Genomic DNA, 18459 nt, shown 5'->3' with positions numbered 1-18459 from the left:
AAAGCTGTGAGCCAAATCCGGCCGGCACCCGTTGATAATGTCGGCAACGCACCGGCCACGATCGTTCGCGCCGCTACTTGGCTTCGTCACGCGCTGCTCGGAAACCTCAAACCGCCGGCGGGCACCGGAGACACACTCGAAGCCGCCAAGCTTGCCGCCATCGTCTTGATGGTCGTCGACCACGTTCTGTACGCCCTGCACGAGCCGTGGCAGACGATCGGCTACCTCGCCGGGCGGCCCTGCATTCCGATTTTCGTCTTCATCATCGTGACCAGGCTCGCCCAAGACGGACCGGAGCGCAGCGCGCGAATGTTCGCCCGCCTCCTGCTTTGGGGCGTCGCGGCGCAACCGATTTATTATTGGCTGGGTGGCGGTTTCTCGCTGAAGCTGAATGTCCTGCTCACCCTGGCGATCGCTGTGGCGCTGACCTACTGCATGAAAACGGCGCGATATTTCTGGGCCGCGGTCATCGTGGCACCGTTGCCTTTTGTTCTACAACTCCTCGATGGAGCAGCGACCCCTCTCGCGATGGCAGCCGGCTGCTTGCTGTTCCGGCGGTCGCAAACTGCAGCGCTTGCGCTTGTCGTTCTGGCAGCCACCATCGAAAACCTGTTGAGCCCGCCGCTTGATTGGGCAGGGGCTGCTGCGACTCTCGCCGCCGTTCCGATCATCCTGCTGAGCCAGATCCCGGCCGTGAGAGTTCCACGGCTGCCGGGCATGACCTTTTATGCGTTCTACCCGCTGCACCTCCTTGCCATCCTGCTGTTGCTTGGCCCCGACGATTGACCCGTCCAAGCTGTCGGACCGATTGACCGCAGGTTGCGGTCGGCGCTTCAATGGCAGCATCGCGTCGCGAGGCTGATGTCAATGCGCATGCACTGGATTGCAGACGAACTGGCAGACCTGTGAGCACAGTCACCGGCCACGCACCATTGCCAGAAACCGTATCAGGCGACTTGTTCGGCCATCCACGCGGCCTCACCTATCTGTTCGGCACCGAGATGTGGGAGCGCTTCTCCTATTACGGCATGCGCGCGCTCTTGGTGCTGTACATGATCAAGCACGCGCTGCAGCCCGAGCAGGCCCAGAACATCATCGGATTCTCCACACTCAAGTCCGGGCTCGAAGCGTTGTTCGGCCCGCTCGGCATCCAGCCGCTGTCGTCGCAGATCTACGGGCTCTACACCGGGCTCGTTTACTTCATGCCCATCCTCGGTGGACTCCTCGCCGATCGCGTGCTCGGCCAGCGTCGCACAGTGGTGATCGGCGCGGCGCTGATGGCGCTCGGCCACTTCATGATGGCGTTCGAGCGGTTGTTCCTGTTGGCGCTGTTCGTGCTGATCCTCGGCAACGGCGCCTTCAAGCCGAACATCTCGACCCAGGTCGGCACGCTCTACGCGCCCGGCGATCCACGGCGCGATCGCGCCTTCTCGATCTTCTATGTCGGCATCAACATCGGCGCGTTCTTCTCGCCGCTCGTTTGCGGCACGCTCGGCGAAGAGTTCGGCTGGCACTATGGCTTTGCCGCGGCCGGCGTCGGCATGACCATCGGGCTCCTGATCTATCTCTACGCCACCCGCACACTGCCGCCCGATGTGCGAAGCCGCGTCCGGGCCGCGGGGCCAAAGCAGCCGCTCGGCCGCGACGAATGGCGGGCGATCATTGCGATCGTCATCCTGGCGCTGCCGGTGACTTTTTTCTGGGCCACCTACGAGCAGCAGGGCAACACCCTCTCGCTCTGGGCGGACGAATACACCGACCGCACCATCAATCTCCTGGTCTGGCGTGGCGAGATTCCAGTCACCTGGTTTCAGGCGTTCAATCCGTTCATGATCTTTGCCTTCACGCCCGTCGTGCTGGCGTTGTGGCGCATGCAGGCCGAGCGCGGCCGCGAGCCCTCGAGCGTGACCAAGATGGCCTACGGCTGCTTCGGCGTGACGCTCGCGAACCTGATCATGGTCGCCGCAGCTGCGCATGCAGGTGACGGCAAAGCGAGCTGGCTCTGGCTGTTCGCCTACTTCGCCGTCATCACCGTCGGCGAGCTTTACATCTCGCCGACCAGCCTTTCGCTGGTGACGAAAGTCGCGCCCGCCCGCACCGTCTCGCTGATGATGGGCGTGTGGCTCGCCACAAGCTTCACCGGCAATTTCGCAGCGGGCTATCTCGGCAGCTTCTGGTCGGGCATGGAGAAAGGTTCGTTCTTCCTCATGATTGCGGCGGTGTCGGGGATCGCGGGCCTGGTGATCCTCTGCTTCGTGCGGCCGCTGCGGCCCATTCTCAAGAGCTAGCGCCGTCCCATCGGGAATCGTAAAGTGCCGCCCGTTTCAGTCAGAATGGGAGGATAACCCTGTGAAAATCGTCGACCTCAGCCGCGAGCTCTATCACCGCACCCCGAGCTATCCGGGTCAGCCTCCCATCATCCACGGCGTCTGGAAAACCCACGAGGAGGCCTTCGCCGACTCCGGCAACATCCAGGGCAACAGCGTGATGTTCTTCTCGATGCCAGACCACGGCGGCACGCACATGGATGCGCCGCGCCACTTCGGCATCACCGGCACACCGATCAACGAATACCCGCTGGAAAACTGCATCGTGCCGGGCATCTGCATCGACCTGCGCCACATTGCGCCAAAGGCGGAGTTTGGCCCGGCCGAACTCGAGGCGGCGGTCAAGAAGGCCGGCGTGCCGGTGCCGAAGGGCGGCACGGTGCTGCTCTGCACCGGCCACCACGAGCGCACCTTTCCGCGCAAGGAGTACGCGACCGACAATTCCGGCATCAACGTCGCCGGAACCGAGTGGCTTGCCAAACAGGGCGTGGTGCATTTCGGCATCGACTCGATGCGGCCGGGCCCGGAGGGCAAGGTGAACTCGCTCGTGCACAAGGCCTGCCTCGAGCTCGACATCACGCACATCGAGAGCCTCTGCAATCTCGAGGCGCTGCTCGGCAAAGGCCAGTTCACCTTCATCGGCCTGCCGATGAAGTGGCGCGGCGGCACCGGCTCGCCGATCCGTGCGGTCGCGGTGTTCGATTTCAAAGCATGATCCCGAAAAGCGTGAAGCGGTTTTCGGAAAAGATCGCGCTCAAGTAAGCTACTGCCGGAACCAGTCCGGCACACGGCTCAAGGCATCGGCACGCGCCGAAGGGTGCGTGCCGGTGTGGACCTTGCCGGAGCCGTCGCTCGAGAACGCCATGCCGGACCGCACATGCAGCGGGCGGTTCGGGTGATCGAAATCGTGGTAGGCGCCGGGATAGACCTGGATCACGACGCGGGCGCTGCGGCCGCGGGCGCCGGCCACCATCTGCTGACAGGCGGCAGCCGACGTCTGGTCGTCGGCGCGGCCGATCAGAATGAGCGTGGGCACTCGCGCGCTCCACGCCGCATTGGTCAGCCGCCGGCATCCCGGATAGAACGCGACCGCTGAGCGGAAGTCGGTGCCCTCCACCGGCATCCTGGCGGTCCGCACCGTCCACAGCGTCGCGATCCCGCCGCTCGACCAGCCCATGAGCGACACCCGGTCGGCTTGAACCCACGACTGCTGCTGCAGCCATTTCCGCGCCGCGGCGGCATCCGTCACACGCTCGCGATCGTTGCGCAGCGAACGCTGGCCCGGATTGCCGCATTGGCTGCCAAGCCCGCGTGAGCCGTTGCTATCGGGAAACAGCACCGCGAAGCCTTGCTTGGCCAGGCGCTGGCCCCAGTCGCGGTAGCGAACGCCAATTTCGCCGGAGTTGTTTTTCAGACCGGTGCAGTTGTGCAGGCCAATCACCGCCGGAAACGGGCCTGCGCCCTCAGGGCGGTACAGCGCGGCCTTGAGCTTGAGGTGCTCGTCGCGAGGAATTTCAACGATTTCGGGATTGCCCGCCGCCAGGGCAGGCCAGGCAGCGACGCTCGCCGCTGCGGCAATCAGAACCGCGAAAACCGCTCGCATGGTGGCCGATATCCCGCGAACGGATCCCCCCGGCCCGTTCCGCCGCATGATATCACACGGCTTGCTGAACCGCAGATGAAGCGACCATAGAAAGGGTTTGATACGCGGCGCCGAACGAATATCTTGGGGCCAAGCCAGTGCCCCGATCTCGAATTCGCACGCGCTTAGAATGGCCATGATTGCCATTTTTTATGACGGCGGAGAATTGATGTGCTGAACCGTTACGACCGTCCGCCGCCCATGGCGGGAGAAGCCGAGGTCAAATTCCTCGATGGGGATTTCAGGATCGTGCGCCCGGGCGCTTTCGTCCGCTGCGCCGTCACGAGCGTGCCGATCCCGCTGGAAGAGCTGAAATACTGGAGCGTGGACTTTCAGGAGGCCTATTCGTCCCCTGAGGCGGTGCTGCAGCGGCTCCAGAGCGAGCAGGCCAAGTAGCTGTCAGGCGCCAACCGCCCGCAAGATCAAATCCCGGAATTCGCTTTGTTCGGTGACGACGAGCCGCACCGGCAAAACCTCCGCAGTGCCCGCGAGCACCGTCGCGCCGGGATCTCCTGAGAGCCGCGCCATATCCTTTTCGGTCGTGAGCGGCACTAGACCTTCGCGCGTCGCACGGCGGACAAGGCTGTCCGCTTCCTCGCGACTGAAGCGGTGGTGATCGGGAAACGACACCCGGGCGCGCACATCGAGGCCGGCGTCCGCAAGCGTGGCGAAGAATTTTTCCGGATCGCCGATCCCCGCGAAAGCCAGCACGGGCTTGCTCCGAAGGGCCGAGAGCGTCTCGCCATCAGGTTCGAGCCGGCCGTGAAACACCGGCAAGCCGCGCGCCAGCGCCAACCGCCCCGCCGCATCACCCGCGGTGCCCTGCCCGATCACCAGCACAGCACCGGCGCGCTGAAGCTGCGCATAGAGTGGCGCGCGCAAGGGCCCCGCGGGAAACACCCGCGCGTTGCCGATGCCACGACGGCCATCGACCACCAGGATCGAGATGTCCTTGTGCAGGTTCGGGCTCTGGAAGCCGTCATCCATCACGATCGCGGCCGCGCCTGCCGCACGCGCAGCCTCGGCACCCGCTCCACGATCTCGCGCCACGATGGTCGGCGCCATGCGCGCAAGCAGCAACGGTTCGTCGCCAACCTCGGCCGCACGATGACGTTCCGGCTCGACGCGCACCGGTCCCGCGAGCGTGCCGCCATAGCCACGGCTCAGCACGAATGCCTTGCGGCCGGCTTCGGTGAGAATTTGCGCCACGAGAATCGCGGCCGGCGTCTTGCCGGCCCCGCCCAGCGTCAGATTACCGACACAGACGACCGGCACGCCTGCGCCGCGGCCCGGCTTCGCCATACGGGCGCCCGCCACCGCGCCATAGATCGCGCCGAGCGGCGCGAGCAGGCCCGCCGCAAGTCCCGCCGGGCGCCACCAGAACGCCGGGTCGCGCATCGTGGTCTCAGGCCCCTTCGCCCGCTTGCCGCTCCAGGCGGAACTGCATCAGATAAGGATCGAGCGCAGAAACGGTGCGGTCGAGTGCGCCGGCAAGCGTGTCCATGGCCTTCAGGCCGGTCTGTGCCACCTTCTTGCGCGCCTCGTTGTCTTTCAGCCAGGAGCCGATGCGAACCGTGAGCTTGCCCACGTCGGTGACCAGTTCAGCCCCGCCCGCAGCGTCGAGCGCCGTATAGATTTCACCGAAGTTCCAGACATGAGGCCCGTGCAGGATCGCGGCTCCAAGCTTCGCGGCCTCGATCGGGTTCTGCCCGCCGTGATGCACCAGCGAACCGCCGACAAAGACGATCGGCGCAAGGCGATAGAACAGGCCGAGTTCGCCGAGCGTGTCGGCGATGTAGATCTCGGTGTCGCGGTTGGGCATCTCGCCAACCGAGCGCTGCGCATGGTTGAGGCCTGCGACGCGCGCGATCTCGGTAATGCCGGGCCCGCGCTCCGGATGCCGCGGCACGAGAATCGTCAACAGCCCCGGGAAGCTGTGCCGCAGGCGGCGGTGAACATCGATCAGCGCCGCCTCCTCGCCCGGATGCGTGGAGGCTCCGACGATAACCGGACGCTGTCCGATCGCGCCTTGCAGCGCCCAGAGCTTCTCGGGGTTGGCCGGCGGCGCCGGCGCATCGAGCTTGAGGTTGCCGGTGGTGACATAGCGCGGCGCGCCGAGGCCCGCGTAGCGCGCGGCGTCCTCGGCCGATTGCGCAAGGCACAGATCGAAATGGCTGAGCAGCGCGCCGATGGTGCGCGGCGTGCGCCGCCAGCGGCGGAACGAGCGCTCCGACAGCCGGCCGTTGATCAGGATCAGCGGAATCTTCCGGCGCGCGCTCGCCGTAATCAAGTTCGGCCACAGATCGGATTCGACGAACAGCGCAAGATCTGGCTTCCAATGGTTGAGGAAGCGACCGACGAATTGCGGCACGTCCATCGGAACGAATTGATGGATCACGTCCTCCGGCAGCCGTTGCTTCGCCACCTCGGCCGAGGTCACCGTGCCCGACGTCACCAGCAGATGGATGTCGCGCCCATCAAGCCGCTCGATCAGCGGCAGGATCGCCAAAAATTCGCCGACGCTTGCGCAATGCATCCACACCAGAGGGCCGTCCGGCCGCGTCGCCTCGGTTTGCCCGCGCCGCTCCGGCCAACGGGTCGGATGCTCCTTGCCGCGCTTGAGACGGGACTTGAGCACGAGATCGGCGACCGGCACCGAGGCGGAGGTCAGCCCCTGATAGACCCGCAGCGTGAACGGCGTCCGACTAGCCACCGGCCTGCTCCCCGGTGGTGCCGTCGGCGAGTTCATAAGCCCGGGCCGTCACGGCGTTGAGCGAGTCCTCGACAGCGCGGCGCGCGAGTTCCAGTGTCTGGCTGTCGGCATCGAGCGGCACGTGGATCGGCGCGCCGGCCACGCCGCCGCCGCGGCCAAACGGGAGATTGATCGTGGTGCGGTCCCAGTTGTCGAGCACGAAGCGCCTCCGCGTCGCGATCGCCACCGGATAGATCGGCCGGCCGGACATCTGCGCCAACTTGACGATACCAAACCCTGCAACCCGGGACACCTTGGGAACGTCGGCTGTCATGGCAACGTTGCAGCCTTCTTTGAGGGCTCGAACCAGCTCACTGAAACCGAACACGCCACCCTTCTTCGCGAAGTCGGTGCCATGCGTGCCTGAACCGCGGATCGTTTCGATGCCGAGCCGCTCCGCAGCGACCGCATTGATCTCGCCGTCGCGATGACGAGAGATCAAGACCTTGGCGCGCAGGTTCGGCGGCTTGACGAACGGCGTCAAGAAGTGCTGCCCGTGCCAGAACGCAAGGATCAGCGGAGCATGCTGCGGAATCCGCTCCAGAGCATCCAGCGGCTCAACGGCGAACCGCGTCGTGTGCCAGACCAGTTGCAGATAGTGCGCTGCGGTAACGCCGGCCGCCCTTTGGAACCAAGGCGCGTGGGTTAACTTCCGGAATGACACCATACGACAAAGCCAGACCAGCGGCCGGCTCAGCGACCCGAGCCTGGGCCGGTCGCTTCAGGATCCATCAGACGATGCAAATGGACAATGAAATAGCGCGTCTGGGCGTTGTCGACGGTCTGCTGCGCCTTGGCCTTCCAGGCCACGTGGGCCGCAGCGTAGTTCGGATAGACGCCGACGATGTCGACCTTGTCCAGGTCCTTGAATTCGGTTGTGTCGATGCCGGTCAGTTCGCCGCCGATGACAAGATGAAGAAGCTGCTTGCTGGGTGCTGCGGACATAGCCTCAATCCTTCGCCGTTCGTTCGCCATGCGCGATGAGCGCGCGCGGGTTATCCCGGCTCGCTGGTCTGGGCGCGCACAAGATCGACCAGCGCGGCGTGCCGCTCGCGTCCCGCAGCAATAAGGACGCTGTGAACCGGATCGGGCCGGTTGTAAACGAGCGTCCCGCCGTCGAGTGCGGTCATCACGCCTCCGGCTTCGTGCACCAAAAGATCGGCAGCCGCAAGGTCCCAGTCGTGGCCGTTGCCGCCGGCCATCGCGGCGTCGAGTTCGCCATGGGCCACACGCGCCAGCCGCAAAGCCAGCGAATGCACGCGCGGCATCACGACAATTCCGGTGTCATGAGCGGCCATGCGTTCCAGCACGCGTTTCGGCCCACTGATCCGGGTGCCGGCCAACCCGCCATTTGTGACATGGACCGGCGCGCCGTTGCGTGTGACGCCACCGCCCGCGGTTGCCAGAAACAGTTCCGAGGTCGCCGGTGCAAACAGCGCCGCGGCAACCGGCCGCCCGCCGATCACGAGCGCGGCCGAAATCGTCCAGTCCTCGCGACCGGCGATGAAGGCCCGCGTCCCATCAATGGGATCGATCACCCAGACCCGGCGAGCGTCGAGACGATTCGGGTCATTCTCGCTTTCCTCCGACAGCCAGCCGTCGCCGTCCCGGAGCAAGTGCCTGTGCAGAAGATCGTTCGCGGCGATGTCGGCTTCGCTGACCGGGGAATCGCCCGCCCCCTTGGTCCAGCTCTTCAGCGGACCGCGGAAGAACTTCATGGCGATGGCGCCAGCCTCCTGGACCGCGACGGCGAGCCTCTCGCAATCGCGCAGATAATCGGTGGAGGTCTCAGACGCCTGCAATCGTCAGCCCTTCCAGCCGGACGGTCGGCGCGTTGGTGCCGTAGCGGAATCTCAGATTGTTGGCCGGCGTCACGGTGCGGAACATGTCAAGCATGTGACCGGCGATCGTCACTTCGCTGACCGGATAGGTGCGCTGGCCCTTCTCGATCCAGAAGCCCGCAGCACCGCGGCTGTAATCGCCGGTGACCATGTTGGCGCCGGACCCGATCAGGTCGGTGACGTAAAAGCCTTCGTCGATGTCCTTGATCAGCTCTTCGGGGCTGAGCTTGCCGGCTTCGAGATGCAGATTGGTCGGCGACGGCGACGGCGTCGACGACGCGCTGCGGCCGGCGTGGCCCGTGGTGGCAAGGCCCAGCTCGCGTCCGGTCGCGCTGTCCAGAATCCAGGTCTTCAGCACGCCGTCTTCGATCAACGCCATGCGCTTGCCGGCGACACCTTCGGCGTCGAACGGCCGCGAGCGCAAGCCCCGCTTTCGCAGCGGATCGTCGATGATGTTGATGCCGGCCGCGAACAGGCGCTCGCCCATCTTGTCCTTGAGGAAGCTCGTCTTTCGCGCGATCGCGCTGCCGTTGATGGCGCTGACCAGATGGCCGACGATCGATCCCGCGATGCTCCAGTCGAACACCACCGGCACCTTGCGGGTCGAAACCTTGCGCGGGTTGAGCCGCGCCACCGCCTTCTCGCCGGCCGTTCTGCCGATCTTTTCGGGATCGTCGAGGTCGGTCGCGTGCAGCGCCGAGGAGAAATCGTAGTCGGTCTCCATGCCGGTGCCTTCGCCGGCGATCGCCTGCATCGAGACGCTGTGGCGCGAGCCGAGATAGGAGCCGGAGAAGCCGTGGCTCGTCACCAGCACCATGCCGCCGATGCCGACCGAGGCGCCTGCGCCGCCGGACTTGGTGACGCCCTTCACGGCGCGACCGGCCTCCTCGGCGCGGCGCGCCATGGCCTCAAGGGCCGCGGTGTCGGGCAGCTCACGGTCGATCAGATCGAGATCGGGGAAGCTCTTGGCGAGCAGATCCTGGTCGGCAAGACCGGCGTAACGATCCTCCGGCGCAACGCGCGCCATGGCCACCGCACGCTCGGCCAGGGCGTTGACGCCATCGCTGCTTAGATCGTTGGTCGAGACCACCGCCTGCTTTTTGCCGACCATGACGCGAAGGCCGACGTCATTGCCTTCGGCGCGCTGGGATTCCTCCACAGCACCGTCACGAACGTCAACGGATTGGGATACCGAACGCATCGCGACCGCGTCGGCGGCATCGGCGCCGGCCGCGCGCGCAGCCTTGATCAGCCGGTCGGCGAGCGTTTGGAGGGCGGATTGATCGAACAGAGAATCCATGAGGCACTGACGGTTTAGGTGGGGGGGCCAACTCTGACAAGGGATTGGCCGCTGGCCATCCAGAGATAAGGCCGAATCCCTGGCAATTCGAGAGCGTTTGCAAAATTTGCACCTTGCCCCGAAAGGTCTCGTCAAGCATGGCCGGGAAAGCCCATTTCGCTAATGCGGGTTAACCGCACCCCTTAAGCTTATCCAGACAGGCCTGCGGCATCATTGCGGCATGACCGGGCGAATAAGTCCGGCTGGGAAGAGTTTGAGGCGTCAAAACATGGGTGCCGAAGGTGCCTCGGGGTCGAGCCGCGCGTTGCGGCTCGACCCTCACGCTCTGCCTGCGCGTTATGAAGCACGCGACGGCGGCGCGGATGGGCAGGTCAGAAACATCGAACTCGACCGCGAGCGCGTCGTATTGCGCCGCGCGGTGCGCGGCATTCCCATGAAGGTGGGCGTGCCGATCCGTGAATTCCGCGGGGTCACTCTCAAGACCCTGCCGCCCGACGGCGACCAGCCGGCGGCCGTCGCCGTGATGCTCGAGCATCGCGACAGCGCGCTCTCGGTTCCGCTGTTCGTCGCCGACCGCGGCGACGAGGCGATGGTCGAATGGAAATCCTGGAGCCGGGTGCTCGGCGTGCCGCTGCTGGTCGACGACGGCGAAGGCGCGCTGCGCGAGCCGTTCCAGCGGCTCGGACAGATCAGCGTCGGCACCGCCGCGCCGCGCAAGAAGCGCCGCGCTGCGATCCGCTGGCGCAGGCCTTCGATTCTGATGCGACGAAAGCCCGGACGGCCCACGCCTGGCGCCACCGTGCATCGCGACGAGCGCGAGATCATCGCGCGCGACTGAGCACACCCTATTCGAACGACAGCTTTGCCTGCCGGGCCACATCGGTCCACATCTTGATCTCGGCGCCGAGCTCCTTGGTGAATTCGGCCGAGCTGCTGCCGACCGCGTCGCTCGACAGCGCGCGGAGCCTCTCCTTGACGTCCGGTAATTGCGCGATGCGCATGCACTCGGCCTCGAGCTTCTTGATGATGTCCGGCGGCGTTCCGGCGGGAGCAAAAAGTCCCGACCACAGCCGGACATCCACATCGATGCCTTCATCGTGCAAGGTCGGCACATCGGGCAACTCGGGAATTCGCTTCGGCGCCGTCACCGCCAGCGCCCGCGCCTTGCCGGCCTGCACTTGCGGCAGGCTCGGTGGCGGCTCGGCAAAACCATAGGTCACCTGCTCGCCGATCACGTTGGTGACCGACTCGTTGGTGCTGCGGAACACGATCGGCTGGCCGGCCGCGCCGGTGCGCAGCTTGAACAGCTCGGTCGAAAGCTGAAAGCCCGCGGAAGCTGCGCCGTAGTTGGTCTTGTCGGGATTGGCCTTGGTCCAGGCGATGAAGTCTTTCAGGTTCTTCGCCGGATGATTGGGGCTGACGATCAGCAGCAACGGATAGCTTGCGACCATGGAGATCGGCACGAAGTCACGAAGCGGCTGATAGGGAATCTTCGTATAGATCGCAGGACTCACCGACATCTGACCCGCGGCGGCATAGAGCAACGTGTAACCGTCGGGCGCCGACTTCGCGACCATGTCGGGACCCAACATGGCGTTGCCGCCAGGCCGGTTCTCGACGATGACGTTCTGGCCGAGCGACTCCTGCATCTTCTGCGCGACGAGCCGCGCCACGATATCGACGCCGCCACCGGCGCCGAATCCCACCACGAGCTTGATGGTGCGGGTCGGATAGGTTTCCGCGCGGGCCGGATGTTGCGCGAGCAGCGCCAGAGCGACCGCCGCGATGGTCAGCACCGATGATTGGAATTTGAAGCGCGCCATGTCACCCCTCGTCGTCACCCCTCGTCGCGTCGCACGATCAATCAGAGTCCGAAAATCCGCCGCGCGTTGCCGCCTGCGACCTTTCCGGCCTGATCTTGAGGCAAGTCCCGTACCATAGCGAGGATACCCGCCATGTCGCCGACATTGTGCGGAAAGTCGGTGCCGTAGAGCACGTTGTCGGCGCCGGCGATATCGATGCACATCGCGAGCGCCCGGGGCTCATAGACGACGGTGTCGTAAAAGATACGGCGCAAATAGGCGCTTGGCTTTTCCTTGATCGCGGCGCGGCAGGCCGGAATGGTGTCGTAGCAGCGGTCGAACCGGCCGCTGAGATAAGGCATCGTGCCGCCGCCGTGGGGCGCGATCAGCTTCAGGTTGGGATAGCGATCGAGGAAACCGGAGAGAATGAGCCGCGTGAACGATAGCGTCGTGTCGACCATGAAGCCCACAGGCGTCGCGAGGCTGAACTCGTCGAGCCGCATATCCTCGCCGCCGAGCGGAATGGTCGGATGCACGAACACCGGTAAGGCTTGCCGGTCGATCTCGGCCCAGACCGGCTCGAACAGCGGATCGATCAGGTCGCGGCCGCGGATGTTGGCGAGCATCGCGACGCCGCGCGCGCCATCGGAGCGTGCGCGGGCGAGTTCGGCCAGCGCATCGTCGGGATATTCCCACGGGATCGAAGCAACCCAGCGGATGCGGTCGGGATATTGCTTCTGCGCCTCCGCATAGGCCGCGTTGGCGATGCGCGCGGCCTTCACACCGGTCTCGCGCGAACCCCAGAACACGTTGGGGCCGGTGAGCGACAGCATCGCCATGTCGACGCCGGCGGCGTCCATGGCTTGCAGCCGCAGCGCGTAATCGAACATCTCGGGCATCAGCGTCACGAAGGGCGCACCGGCCAGATGGATCGCGGTTTGCCCGGCGCGGGTCTTCTTCAACTCGTAGCCGCCGCCGTCCTGCTGCAGGAGGTCCAGCCAAGCCTGCGGAATCATGTGCGTGTGAATGTCGATGACGGTCATGACGCGGATCAGAACATGCGATGAGCGACCGCGTCCAGCAGCAAAGCCCCGAACAGGATCAGACCGGCATCGCGATTGGCGCGAAACATTTTCAAGCACGAGTCCGGATTAGAGAGGTCGATGTACACGATCTGCCAGGCGAGGTGCGCCGCAAAGACTGCCAAGCCGAGAGAGAACACCACGCCCGCGCCGGCGAGATATCCGGCGAGCCCGATCAGCACCACCGCCGCAGTCGAGAACGCCATCAACGCAGGCTTGGTCTTTTCGGCGAACAGCAGCGCGGTGGATTTCAAACCCACGAGCGCGTCGTCCTCGCGGTCCTGGTGCGCGTAGATCGTGTCGTAGTGGATCACCCACGCGATCGAGCCGGCGTAAAGGAGATACGCAGGCAGTTCGAGCGCGCCGCGCGCGCCGGCCCAGCCCATCAGCGCGCCCCAGGAGAAGGCGAGGCCCAGAAAAATCTGCGGCCAGTAGGTGACGCGCTTCATGAACGGATAGACCGCGACCACCGCGAGCGAGGAGATGCCCACCAGAATCGCGAAGCGATTGAACTGCACGAGCACCAGCAGACCCACCAGAGCCTGCACCACCAGGAACACCAGCGCGGCGCGCGCGCTCACTTGCCCCGATGGAATCGGCCGCGAACGCGTGCGCTCGACCCGGGCGTCGATGTCGCGATCGACCAGATCGTTCCAGGTGCAGCCCGCGCCACGCATCACGATGGCGCCGACGAACAGCAGAAAGATGTGCCACGGGCTCGGGCCCCAGGCCCGGTCGGCGACGGCGGCCATCGCCGACGACCACCAGCACGGCAACAGCAAAAGCCACCAGCCGATCGGCCGGTCGAGACGGGTGAGCCGCAGGTAGGGCTTCAGCCAGCCGGGCGCACTGTGATCGACCCAGTTTCCGATGGCATCGGCGACGCGTCCCGAGGCGTCGCTCATGGCTGCCTCCTCGGTCGGCTCACCGTTGCAGGACGTTGCCGGTCAGGGTGTCGAAGGTGCCACGCCCGGATTTCACCGAGGTGTCGTCGGGAAGGATCGGCCCGCCCAGCGCATCGCTGAGCGTGGGCACGGCAGCGGGGCCAGCGGGAGCTGTGCTGCACACGTTGTTGCGAATCTGAATCGTCTTGGCGTGGTTCTGCCTCATCTGCGTGACGATGTTCGGCGGCACGCCGCAGAGCTTCTGGTTGGTTGTGAGGAACTTGAGCATTTTTTCTTCTTTGGCCGCGAACGCCTTGAACAGCGGACAGACCTCCTCGCGGCTCGCCTTGCGATCGCCCGCCGCCCGGATGCCGGCGGCGCCTTTTTCGACCTCCTCGCGGATGGCCGGGAAGTTCAGGCAGATCTTCTGCGCTTCCGGCACCTGTTGGGGCGCGCCTTGGCTGAAGCCGCCCGGCCGCACAAAACCGCCCTGCGCCGGGCCGCCGCCAAAGCCGCCGCCTTGCGGCGCGCTGCCGAAGCCACCTTGCGCCGGGGTCCCGAAACCACCTTGTGCCGGGGCAAAGCCGCCCGGCGCCGGACTGCCGAAACCGCCGGGCGAGACCGATGCCTGTCCGGGCGCGGGAAATGGGTTGTTGGCCGGCTTCTGCTGCTGCTGGCCGGGGGGCGGGGGGAACGGACTGGTGCCCTGCGACGCCGAGGAGGTCTGGCCGGGAGGCGACGGGAACTGCGCGGCGGCGGGCGTCAGCGCGGCACACAGCAGAACGGCTGCGCCGGCGAACACGTAATGGAGGTTCCAAACCCCGAGGAAGCGATGCGCTGTCATTTCCGTCCCCAGCTCCCTGATCCGGGCGCGCCCCTGTCGGGGCCTTCTATCAAGCCTGCAATTCTGGCGATAGGGCGGCAAATGCCCGCGGCATAAAGCGTTAACGGCTGGCACCGACCCCCAAAAAGGCGATAAAGCCAGACCCATCGATCCGGAATGCCGCCGTGGCCCGCTACGACTTTCGCACGCCTCGCCTGTTTGTGAACGACGCGCTCGCGCCGGGCGCCGAGATCGCGCTGGAAAAGCCGCAGGCCCACTACCTGACCAACGTGCTGCGGCTGAAGCCCGGCGACCCGGTGCTGGCGTTCAACGGCAAGGACGGCGAATGGCGGGCCACCGTCACGGCGCGGGGCAAGACGACAACCCTCTCGATCACCGAGCAGACGAGAGAGCAGACCGAGCCTTGCGATCTCCACTATCTGTTCGCGCCGCTGAAGCACGAGCGGCTCGACTACATGGTGCAGAAGGCGGTTGAGCTCGGCGTCTCGCGCCTGCAGCCGGTCCTGACCCAGCACACACAGGTGACGCGGGTGAACCTCGATCGCATGCGCGCCAACGCCATCGAGGCCGCCGAGCAGTGCGGCGTGCTCACCGTTCCGGAGATCGGCGAACCGCTGTCGTTCGGTCGCGCGCTTGCGGCACGCGAGGCCGAGCGGCTCCTGGTGTTCTGCGATGAGGACGCCGACGTGAAAGACCCGCTCAAGGCGATGGCCGATGCGCGGCAATCGCCGTCCGCGATGCTGCCGCTGACCATGGCGGATGCGGGAAGCGAGGGCCGGCAGCCGATCGCGCTTCTGATCGGGCCGGAGGGTGGGTTTTCCGAAGAGGAGCGCGCCGTCGTGCTCAAGCTCACCAACATGGTGCGGCTGTCGCTCGGCCCCCGGATTCTGCGCGCCGACACCGCGGCCGTCGCGGCGCTGGCGCTCGTGCAGGCGGTGCTCGGCGATTGGCGCTGAGGGTGCCGTCATTCCGGAAACCGCGCGAAGCGCGGTTATCCGGAATCCAGCACCGAGCACCGAACCCCCGTCTGGATTCCGGGTTCGCTCGCTTACGCTCGCACCCCGGAATGACCGTGGGGAGAGCACCGCGCGCTTCTCAGCTCCGCTTGTCCAACAGCCAACGCTTTCGCGCGCCATCCAAACATCCATGCAGGCGTGATTCATCGGCCCCTTCAAAGCAGGCGCGGGGCTGGCGCCTCTATTCTTCCTTGTCCCTCACATGAATGAGGGAGCGGAGCGCCGGTTGGCGCCACGTCTCAGTCGACACCCCTTGCGAGGGTGCCGCGGGCTTGTTGCGAAGCCCGCACGCCTTCCGGCGCTCCACTGGTGGCGACTTAACGCGATACCCTCGTTCGAGATTCGATCGGACGGTGCGGGACGAACCCTTCCCTAAGGCCGCGTTGCCTTGGCCCTTCACCCGATCGCGCCCTGCCACTGAAGGCGGCCCCCTCATCGGGGACGGACGATGGCATCGCACCCTGGGACGTGGTCACGGGCCACGCCTGCAGGCGCCACACCTCGCTCCGCCAAACAGACGTCTCTAGATGACGGCCTCAGTGAGCGAGGTAAATGAGAACTTATCATGAACATTACTGTGCGTCAATGGGGAAAGGCGGTATCAAATCTTGCGGCATATTGTACTTATCGTACCCAACCAAATTGCCATTATTGGCTGGCGGGTGAGCCGTGGTTACCCTCTCCCCGCGTTGGCATGTGCGGCAGTCTGGGGGTCTTGTTATTGGCATCCCTCGCCCAGCGGCGGCCACCCGATGGATGGCCATGCTTCAAGCGTACGTAGACGGTAGCGGCACCGGCGACCCAAATACCTTGGTCATTGCTGGCTATGTTGCTCAGGCTGATGAGTGGGCCAAATTCTCTGACGCATGGAAAGAAAGCGCGATCTTGCTGGCTTACGTGCGTTCAAGACGCATGAGATGGCTCAACGTCCAGAGGTTGCCGCCTTTTTCTACAGAACCATCGAAGAGCACAACATATTGGCGGCGATATCCTGCGTGATGGACAAAGCCGCTCTGGTTCGAATTGTAGATGAGTTCGTAGGCCGCTCGATAAGCAATTATCAAAGCCTGATTAACCCGTATTTGTACGCATCCAGATTGATCGTCGAGAACCTAGCGCAAGAGCAGCACAGATTAGGTTTATTCGAACCCATCGATTTCATTTTTGACAACGAATCGGAAAAGGAACGCGTGATTTCAGGTTGGGACTGGTTTCGCAAATCATTTCCGCCAGACGTTCGGCGGCTCATTTGTGACTGCCCAATATACCGGAACGACCAAGATTTTATGCCCCTGCAAGCAGCCGATTTATGGGCGTGGTGGGTGCGCAAGTGGCACCAAGATGGAAACAGGGATGGAGTTAAGCACCTCGATCTACCGTGGGGCGCGAAGCGCGATATTAAACGGCTGCACAGCGTCTACGATGAGGCGGTACTAAGAGGTTGGATAAAAGAGGCAATGTATGAAATGCCGCTTCGCATCGTCCGCCCGAACAATTCACCGAAGCAACGGGGCATAAAAATCACTATGCGTTATGATCCAACGTGCCCTCACAAGTGGCGCGTCTAAGGCTATTTTATCGAGGTTTTCTCGCCGCCTTAGGCGGCATGATCTTGGTGAAAGCTCGTTCGAATTCTTTTCCGATTTCATCGGACTCCAACAGCCGCGCGGCTTCAATGAACCGCGCAGACTGTTCTTTGTCAGTGTTTTTTTGGCCTGAAGCAACTCGCGTCAGCGCGCCGACTGCGGCAACGCCGGCCGCAACAGCAACGCGAGCGGCAAGGTCAGCAGGCAGAGCGCCGCCACCACGCAGATCGCCATCGGAACGCCGAATGCGTCGCCGACCAGGCCGTACAGCGCAGGCGATACCGCGCCCGAACCGATGGTGCCGGTGTAGAAGATGCCGAACATCCGCGTGCGCTTGTCGGGCTCGACCAGCTCCGGCACCGAACCGTAAAGCACCGACGAGGTGCCGTTCAGCATCACGCCGATCAGGGGCAGCAGCACCATCGCGGCTTCGAGCGGCAGCGGCAGCAGCGCGAGAATGCCCGCGGTGGTCAGGCCTTCGGTCAGGCACACCGTACCAATCACGCCAAGCCGCGCACCGATGAAGGCGCAGACCAATTTGCCGACCGCGCCGCCGGCGAAGATGAGCGTCAGCGCGAGGCCTATGGTCGGCAGCGCCGCGCCTTTGCCGATCAGGATGAACGGCAGGAAGATCAGAAGCCCCATGCGGGTGGCGCTGTCGACCATGCCGATGGCGAGCAGCAGCCAAAATCCCGCACGGCTGCGGCTCGCCGGCGCTGAGACTTCGGTTTTGTCGTCGCTCTTGGATGCTGCCGGCGCTTCCGCGACCGTTTTCGGCGTCAGCGCATAGATCACAACCGCAGCGGCGAGGCCGGCAAACCCCAGGATCGCGACCACCGGCCGCCAGGCCATCACGACCAGCAGCAGCGAGGCCAATGCCGGCACCGACATCTTGCCGATGTCGCCCGCGAAATTGTAGGTGCCGAGCGCCTTCAACGATCGCGGGCCCGCGAAGGCGCGCGCCACCAGCGCCGACGCCAGCGGATGCTGCGTGCTGGAGCCAAGCCCGCCGATCAGGAGCGCGATCACCAGCATGACGAAACCCGAGCTGGTGCCAGCAATGAGATAGCCAAGCCCCGACAACGCGGTGCCAATCGCCAGCACCAGCGGCACGCCCAGGCGCTCCGACAACAGCGCCGACGGGATTTGCAGGCCTGCCATCGTCCCGGAATAACAGGTGCGCAGCAGACCCAGCGCCGCATAACCGATGCCGAACTCGCTCTGCCAGATCGGCAGCATCACGTAGATCAGATCGGTGTAGCCGTCGTGCAGCGCATGCGCGCCTGACGCCACGCCAATGGCGCGATGCTCTCTCGCTTTGACTTCGGCCACGTTGACTTGGGCCGCGTCATGTTGTTCGGCCGCCTCGCTGGCCACGGTCAT

19 protein-coding genes are annotated in these 18459 nt (G+C 64.9%); 7 read left to right on the top strand and 12 right to left on the bottom strand.

Annotated features, from left to right (window positions below):
* Positions 1–6 precede the first annotated feature (6 nt).
* The 3 genes from RHPLAN_RS08150 to RHPLAN_RS08140 all read left to right on the top strand — a co-directional run bounded on the left by RHPLAN_RS08150 (position 7) and on the right by RHPLAN_RS08140 (position 3042).
* Positions 7–786 carry a TraX family protein gene (locus RHPLAN_RS08150; protein WP_068015813.1) on the top strand — a complete coding sequence of 260 codons (780 nt, stop codon included), beginning with the start codon at positions 7–9 and terminating at the stop codon, positions 784–786.
* 119 nt (positions 787–905) lie between these two features.
* Complete coding sequence (locus RHPLAN_RS08145; protein ID WP_237180082.1) at positions 906–2288, top strand: peptide MFS transporter; 1383 nt, start codon at positions 906–908, stop codon at positions 2286–2288.
* Positions 2289–2349: 61 nt separating this feature from the next.
* Positions 2350–3042 (top strand): cyclase family protein, encoded by a 693-nt coding sequence (locus tag RHPLAN_RS08140; protein WP_068015806.1) that lies wholly within the window; start codon positions 2350–2352, stop codon positions 3040–3042.
* Between the two features lie 48 nt (positions 3043–3090).
* Here the strand turns inward: RHPLAN_RS08140 and RHPLAN_RS08135 are convergent, their stop codons facing one another.
* A complete protein-coding gene (locus RHPLAN_RS08135; RefSeq protein ID WP_068015805.1) occupies positions 3091–3930 on the bottom strand; it encodes a dienelactone hydrolase family protein in 840 nt (279 codons plus the stop codon).
* A gap of 213 nt (positions 3931–4143) precedes the next feature.
* Here RHPLAN_RS08135 and RHPLAN_RS08130 point away from each other — a divergent pair, with 213 nt between their 5' ends.
* Complete coding sequence (locus RHPLAN_RS08130; protein WP_068030818.1) at positions 4144–4365, top strand: DUF2093 domain-containing protein; 222 nt, start codon at positions 4144–4146, stop codon at positions 4363–4365.
* Between the two features lie 3 nt (positions 4366–4368).
* Here RHPLAN_RS08130 and lpxK read toward each other — a convergent pair whose 3' ends face one another.
* Genes lpxK through RHPLAN_RS08100 form a run of 6 tightly spaced genes read right to left on the bottom strand, consistent with a single transcriptional unit; the run spans position 4369 to position 9862 of the window.
* The gene (gene lpxK, locus RHPLAN_RS08125; protein WP_068015802.1) at positions 4369–5367 is read right to left on the bottom strand and encodes a tetraacyldisaccharide 4'-kinase; all 999 of its coding nucleotides are present in this window, start codon (positions 5365–5367) and stop codon (positions 4369–4371) included.
* A gap of 7 nt (positions 5368–5374) precedes the next feature.
* The gene (locus RHPLAN_RS08120) at positions 5375–6682 is read right to left on the bottom strand and encodes a 3-deoxy-D-manno-octulosonic acid transferase (RefSeq protein WP_157100133.1); all 1308 of its coding nucleotides are present in this window, start codon (positions 6680–6682) and stop codon (positions 5375–5377) included.
* Positions 6675–7388, bottom strand: a complete 714-nt coding sequence (locus RHPLAN_RS08115; RefSeq protein WP_068015797.1) for a lysophospholipid acyltransferase family protein — start codon at positions 7386–7388, stop codon at positions 6675–6677. Before RHPLAN_RS08115 ends, RHPLAN_RS08120 begins: the two co-directional genes overlap by 8 nt.
* Positions 7389–7414: 26 nt before the next feature.
* A complete protein-coding gene (locus RHPLAN_RS08110; protein WP_068015792.1) occupies positions 7415–7666 on the bottom strand; it encodes a DUF4170 domain-containing protein in 252 nt (83 codons plus the stop codon).
* 50 nt (positions 7667–7716) lie between these two features.
* On the bottom strand, positions 7717–8523 hold the full coding sequence (locus RHPLAN_RS08105) for a 3'(2'),5'-bisphosphate nucleotidase CysQ (protein ID WP_068015789.1): 807 nt from the start codon (positions 8521–8523) through the stop codon (positions 7717–7719).
* Positions 8510–9862 carry a TldD/PmbA family protein gene (locus RHPLAN_RS08100; RefSeq protein WP_068015787.1) on the bottom strand — a complete coding sequence of 451 codons (1353 nt, stop codon included), beginning with the start codon at positions 9860–9862 and terminating at the stop codon, positions 8510–8512. The genes RHPLAN_RS08105 and RHPLAN_RS08100 overlap by 14 nt, the downstream gene beginning before the upstream one ends.
* A gap of 268 nt (positions 9863–10130) precedes the next feature.
* Here RHPLAN_RS08100 and RHPLAN_RS08095 point away from each other — a divergent pair, with 268 nt between their 5' ends.
* Positions 10131–10700, top strand: a complete 570-nt coding sequence (locus RHPLAN_RS08095; protein WP_068015783.1) for a DUF6101 family protein — start codon at positions 10131–10133, stop codon at positions 10698–10700.
* A gap of 7 nt (positions 10701–10707) precedes the next feature.
* On the opposite strand, the gene RHPLAN_RS08090 is transcribed toward RHPLAN_RS08095, so the two are convergent.
* Genes RHPLAN_RS08090 through RHPLAN_RS39130 form a run of 4 tightly spaced genes read right to left on the bottom strand, consistent with a single transcriptional unit; the run spans position 10708 to position 14432 of the window.
* Positions 10708–11685, bottom strand: coding sequence for a Bug family tripartite tricarboxylate transporter substrate binding protein (locus RHPLAN_RS08090; RefSeq protein ID WP_068015780.1), 978 nt, complete (start codon positions 11683–11685; stop codon positions 10708–10710).
* 41 nt (positions 11686–11726) lie between these two features.
* Positions 11727–12707 (bottom strand): amidohydrolase family protein, encoded by a 981-nt coding sequence (locus RHPLAN_RS08085; protein WP_068015776.1) that lies wholly within the window; start codon positions 12705–12707, stop codon positions 11727–11729.
* An 8-nt stretch (positions 12708–12715) separates the two neighbouring features.
* Positions 12716–13651, bottom strand: coding sequence for a 4-hydroxybenzoate octaprenyltransferase (gene ubiA, locus RHPLAN_RS08080; protein WP_068015771.1), 936 nt, complete (start codon positions 13649–13651; stop codon positions 12716–12718).
* A gap of 19 nt (positions 13652–13670) precedes the next feature.
* On the bottom strand, positions 13671–14432 hold the full coding sequence (locus tag RHPLAN_RS39130; RefSeq protein WP_157100132.1) for a hypothetical protein: 762 nt from the start codon (positions 14430–14432) through the stop codon (positions 13671–13673).
* Between the two features lie 206 nt (positions 14433–14638).
* Here RHPLAN_RS39130 and RHPLAN_RS08070 point away from each other — a divergent pair, with 206 nt between their 5' ends.
* Together RHPLAN_RS08070 and RHPLAN_RS08065 are read left to right on the top strand one after the other, a co-directional pair.
* Positions 14639–15430 carry a 16S rRNA (uracil(1498)-N(3))-methyltransferase gene (locus RHPLAN_RS08070; RefSeq protein WP_068015764.1) on the top strand — a complete coding sequence of 264 codons (792 nt, stop codon included), beginning with the start codon at positions 14639–14641 and terminating at the stop codon, positions 15428–15430.
* Between the two features lie 926 nt (positions 15431–16356).
* Positions 16357–17058, top strand: coding sequence for a hypothetical protein (locus tag RHPLAN_RS08065; RefSeq protein WP_068015761.1), 702 nt, complete (start codon positions 16357–16359; stop codon positions 17056–17058).
* Positions 17059–17220: 162 nt separating this feature from the next.
* Here the strand turns inward: RHPLAN_RS08065 and RHPLAN_RS08060 are convergent, their stop codons facing one another.
* The gene (locus RHPLAN_RS08060) at positions 17221–18459 is read right to left on the bottom strand and encodes an MFS transporter (RefSeq protein WP_068015759.1); all 1239 of its coding nucleotides are present in this window, start codon (positions 18457–18459) and stop codon (positions 17221–17223) included.

This window comes from Rhodoplanes sp. Z2-YC6860 (assembly GCF_001579845.1).
Lineage (GTDB): Bacteria > Pseudomonadota > Alphaproteobacteria > Rhizobiales > Xanthobacteraceae > Z2-YC6860.
Note: the sequence above shows the minus strand (reverse complement) of the source record. Positions and strands in the feature narration are given on the sequence as shown.

Bases quoted from the DNA above. Each gene is read 5' to 3' on its own strand.
- RHPLAN_RS08135 (WP_068015805.1), bottom strand. From the start codon at position 3,930: ATGCGAGCGGTTTTCGCGGTTCTGATTGCCGCAGCGGCGAGCGTCGCT.
- lpxK (WP_068015802.1), bottom strand. From the start codon at position 5,367: ATGCGCGACCCGGCGTTCTGGTGGCGCCCGGCGGGACTTGCGGCGGGC.
- RHPLAN_RS08115 (WP_068015797.1), bottom strand. From the start codon at position 7,388: ATGGTGTCATTCCGGAAGTTAACCCACGCGCCTTGGTTCCAAAGGGCG.
- RHPLAN_RS08110 (WP_068015792.1), bottom strand. From the start codon at position 7,666: ATGTCCGCAGCACCCAGCAAGCAGCTTCTTCATCTTGTCATCGGCGGC.
- RHPLAN_RS08100 (WP_068015787.1), bottom strand. From the start codon at position 9,862: ATGGATTCTCTGTTCGATCAATCCGCCCTCCAAACGCTCGCCGACCGG.
- RHPLAN_RS08095 (WP_068015783.1), top strand. From the start codon at position 10,131: ATGGGTGCCGAAGGTGCCTCGGGGTCGAGCCGCGCGTTGCGGCTCGAC.
- RHPLAN_RS08090 (WP_068015780.1), bottom strand. From the start codon at position 11,685: ATGGCGCGCTTCAAATTCCAATCATCGGTGCTGACCATCGCGGCGGTC.
- RHPLAN_RS08085 (WP_068015776.1), bottom strand. From the start codon at position 12,707: ATGACCGTCATCGACATTCACACGCACATGATTCCGCAGGCTTGGCTG.
- ubiA (WP_068015771.1), bottom strand. From the start codon at position 13,651: ATGAGCGACGCCTCGGGACGCGTCGCCGATGCCATCGGAAACTGGGTC.
- RHPLAN_RS08065 (WP_068015761.1), top strand. From the start codon at position 16,357: ATGGAAAGAAAGCGCGATCTTGCTGGCTTACGTGCGTTCAAGACGCAT.
- RHPLAN_RS08060 (WP_068015759.1), bottom strand. From the start codon at position 18,459: ATGACCGTGGCCAGCGAGGCGGCCGAACAACATGACGCGGCCCAAGTC.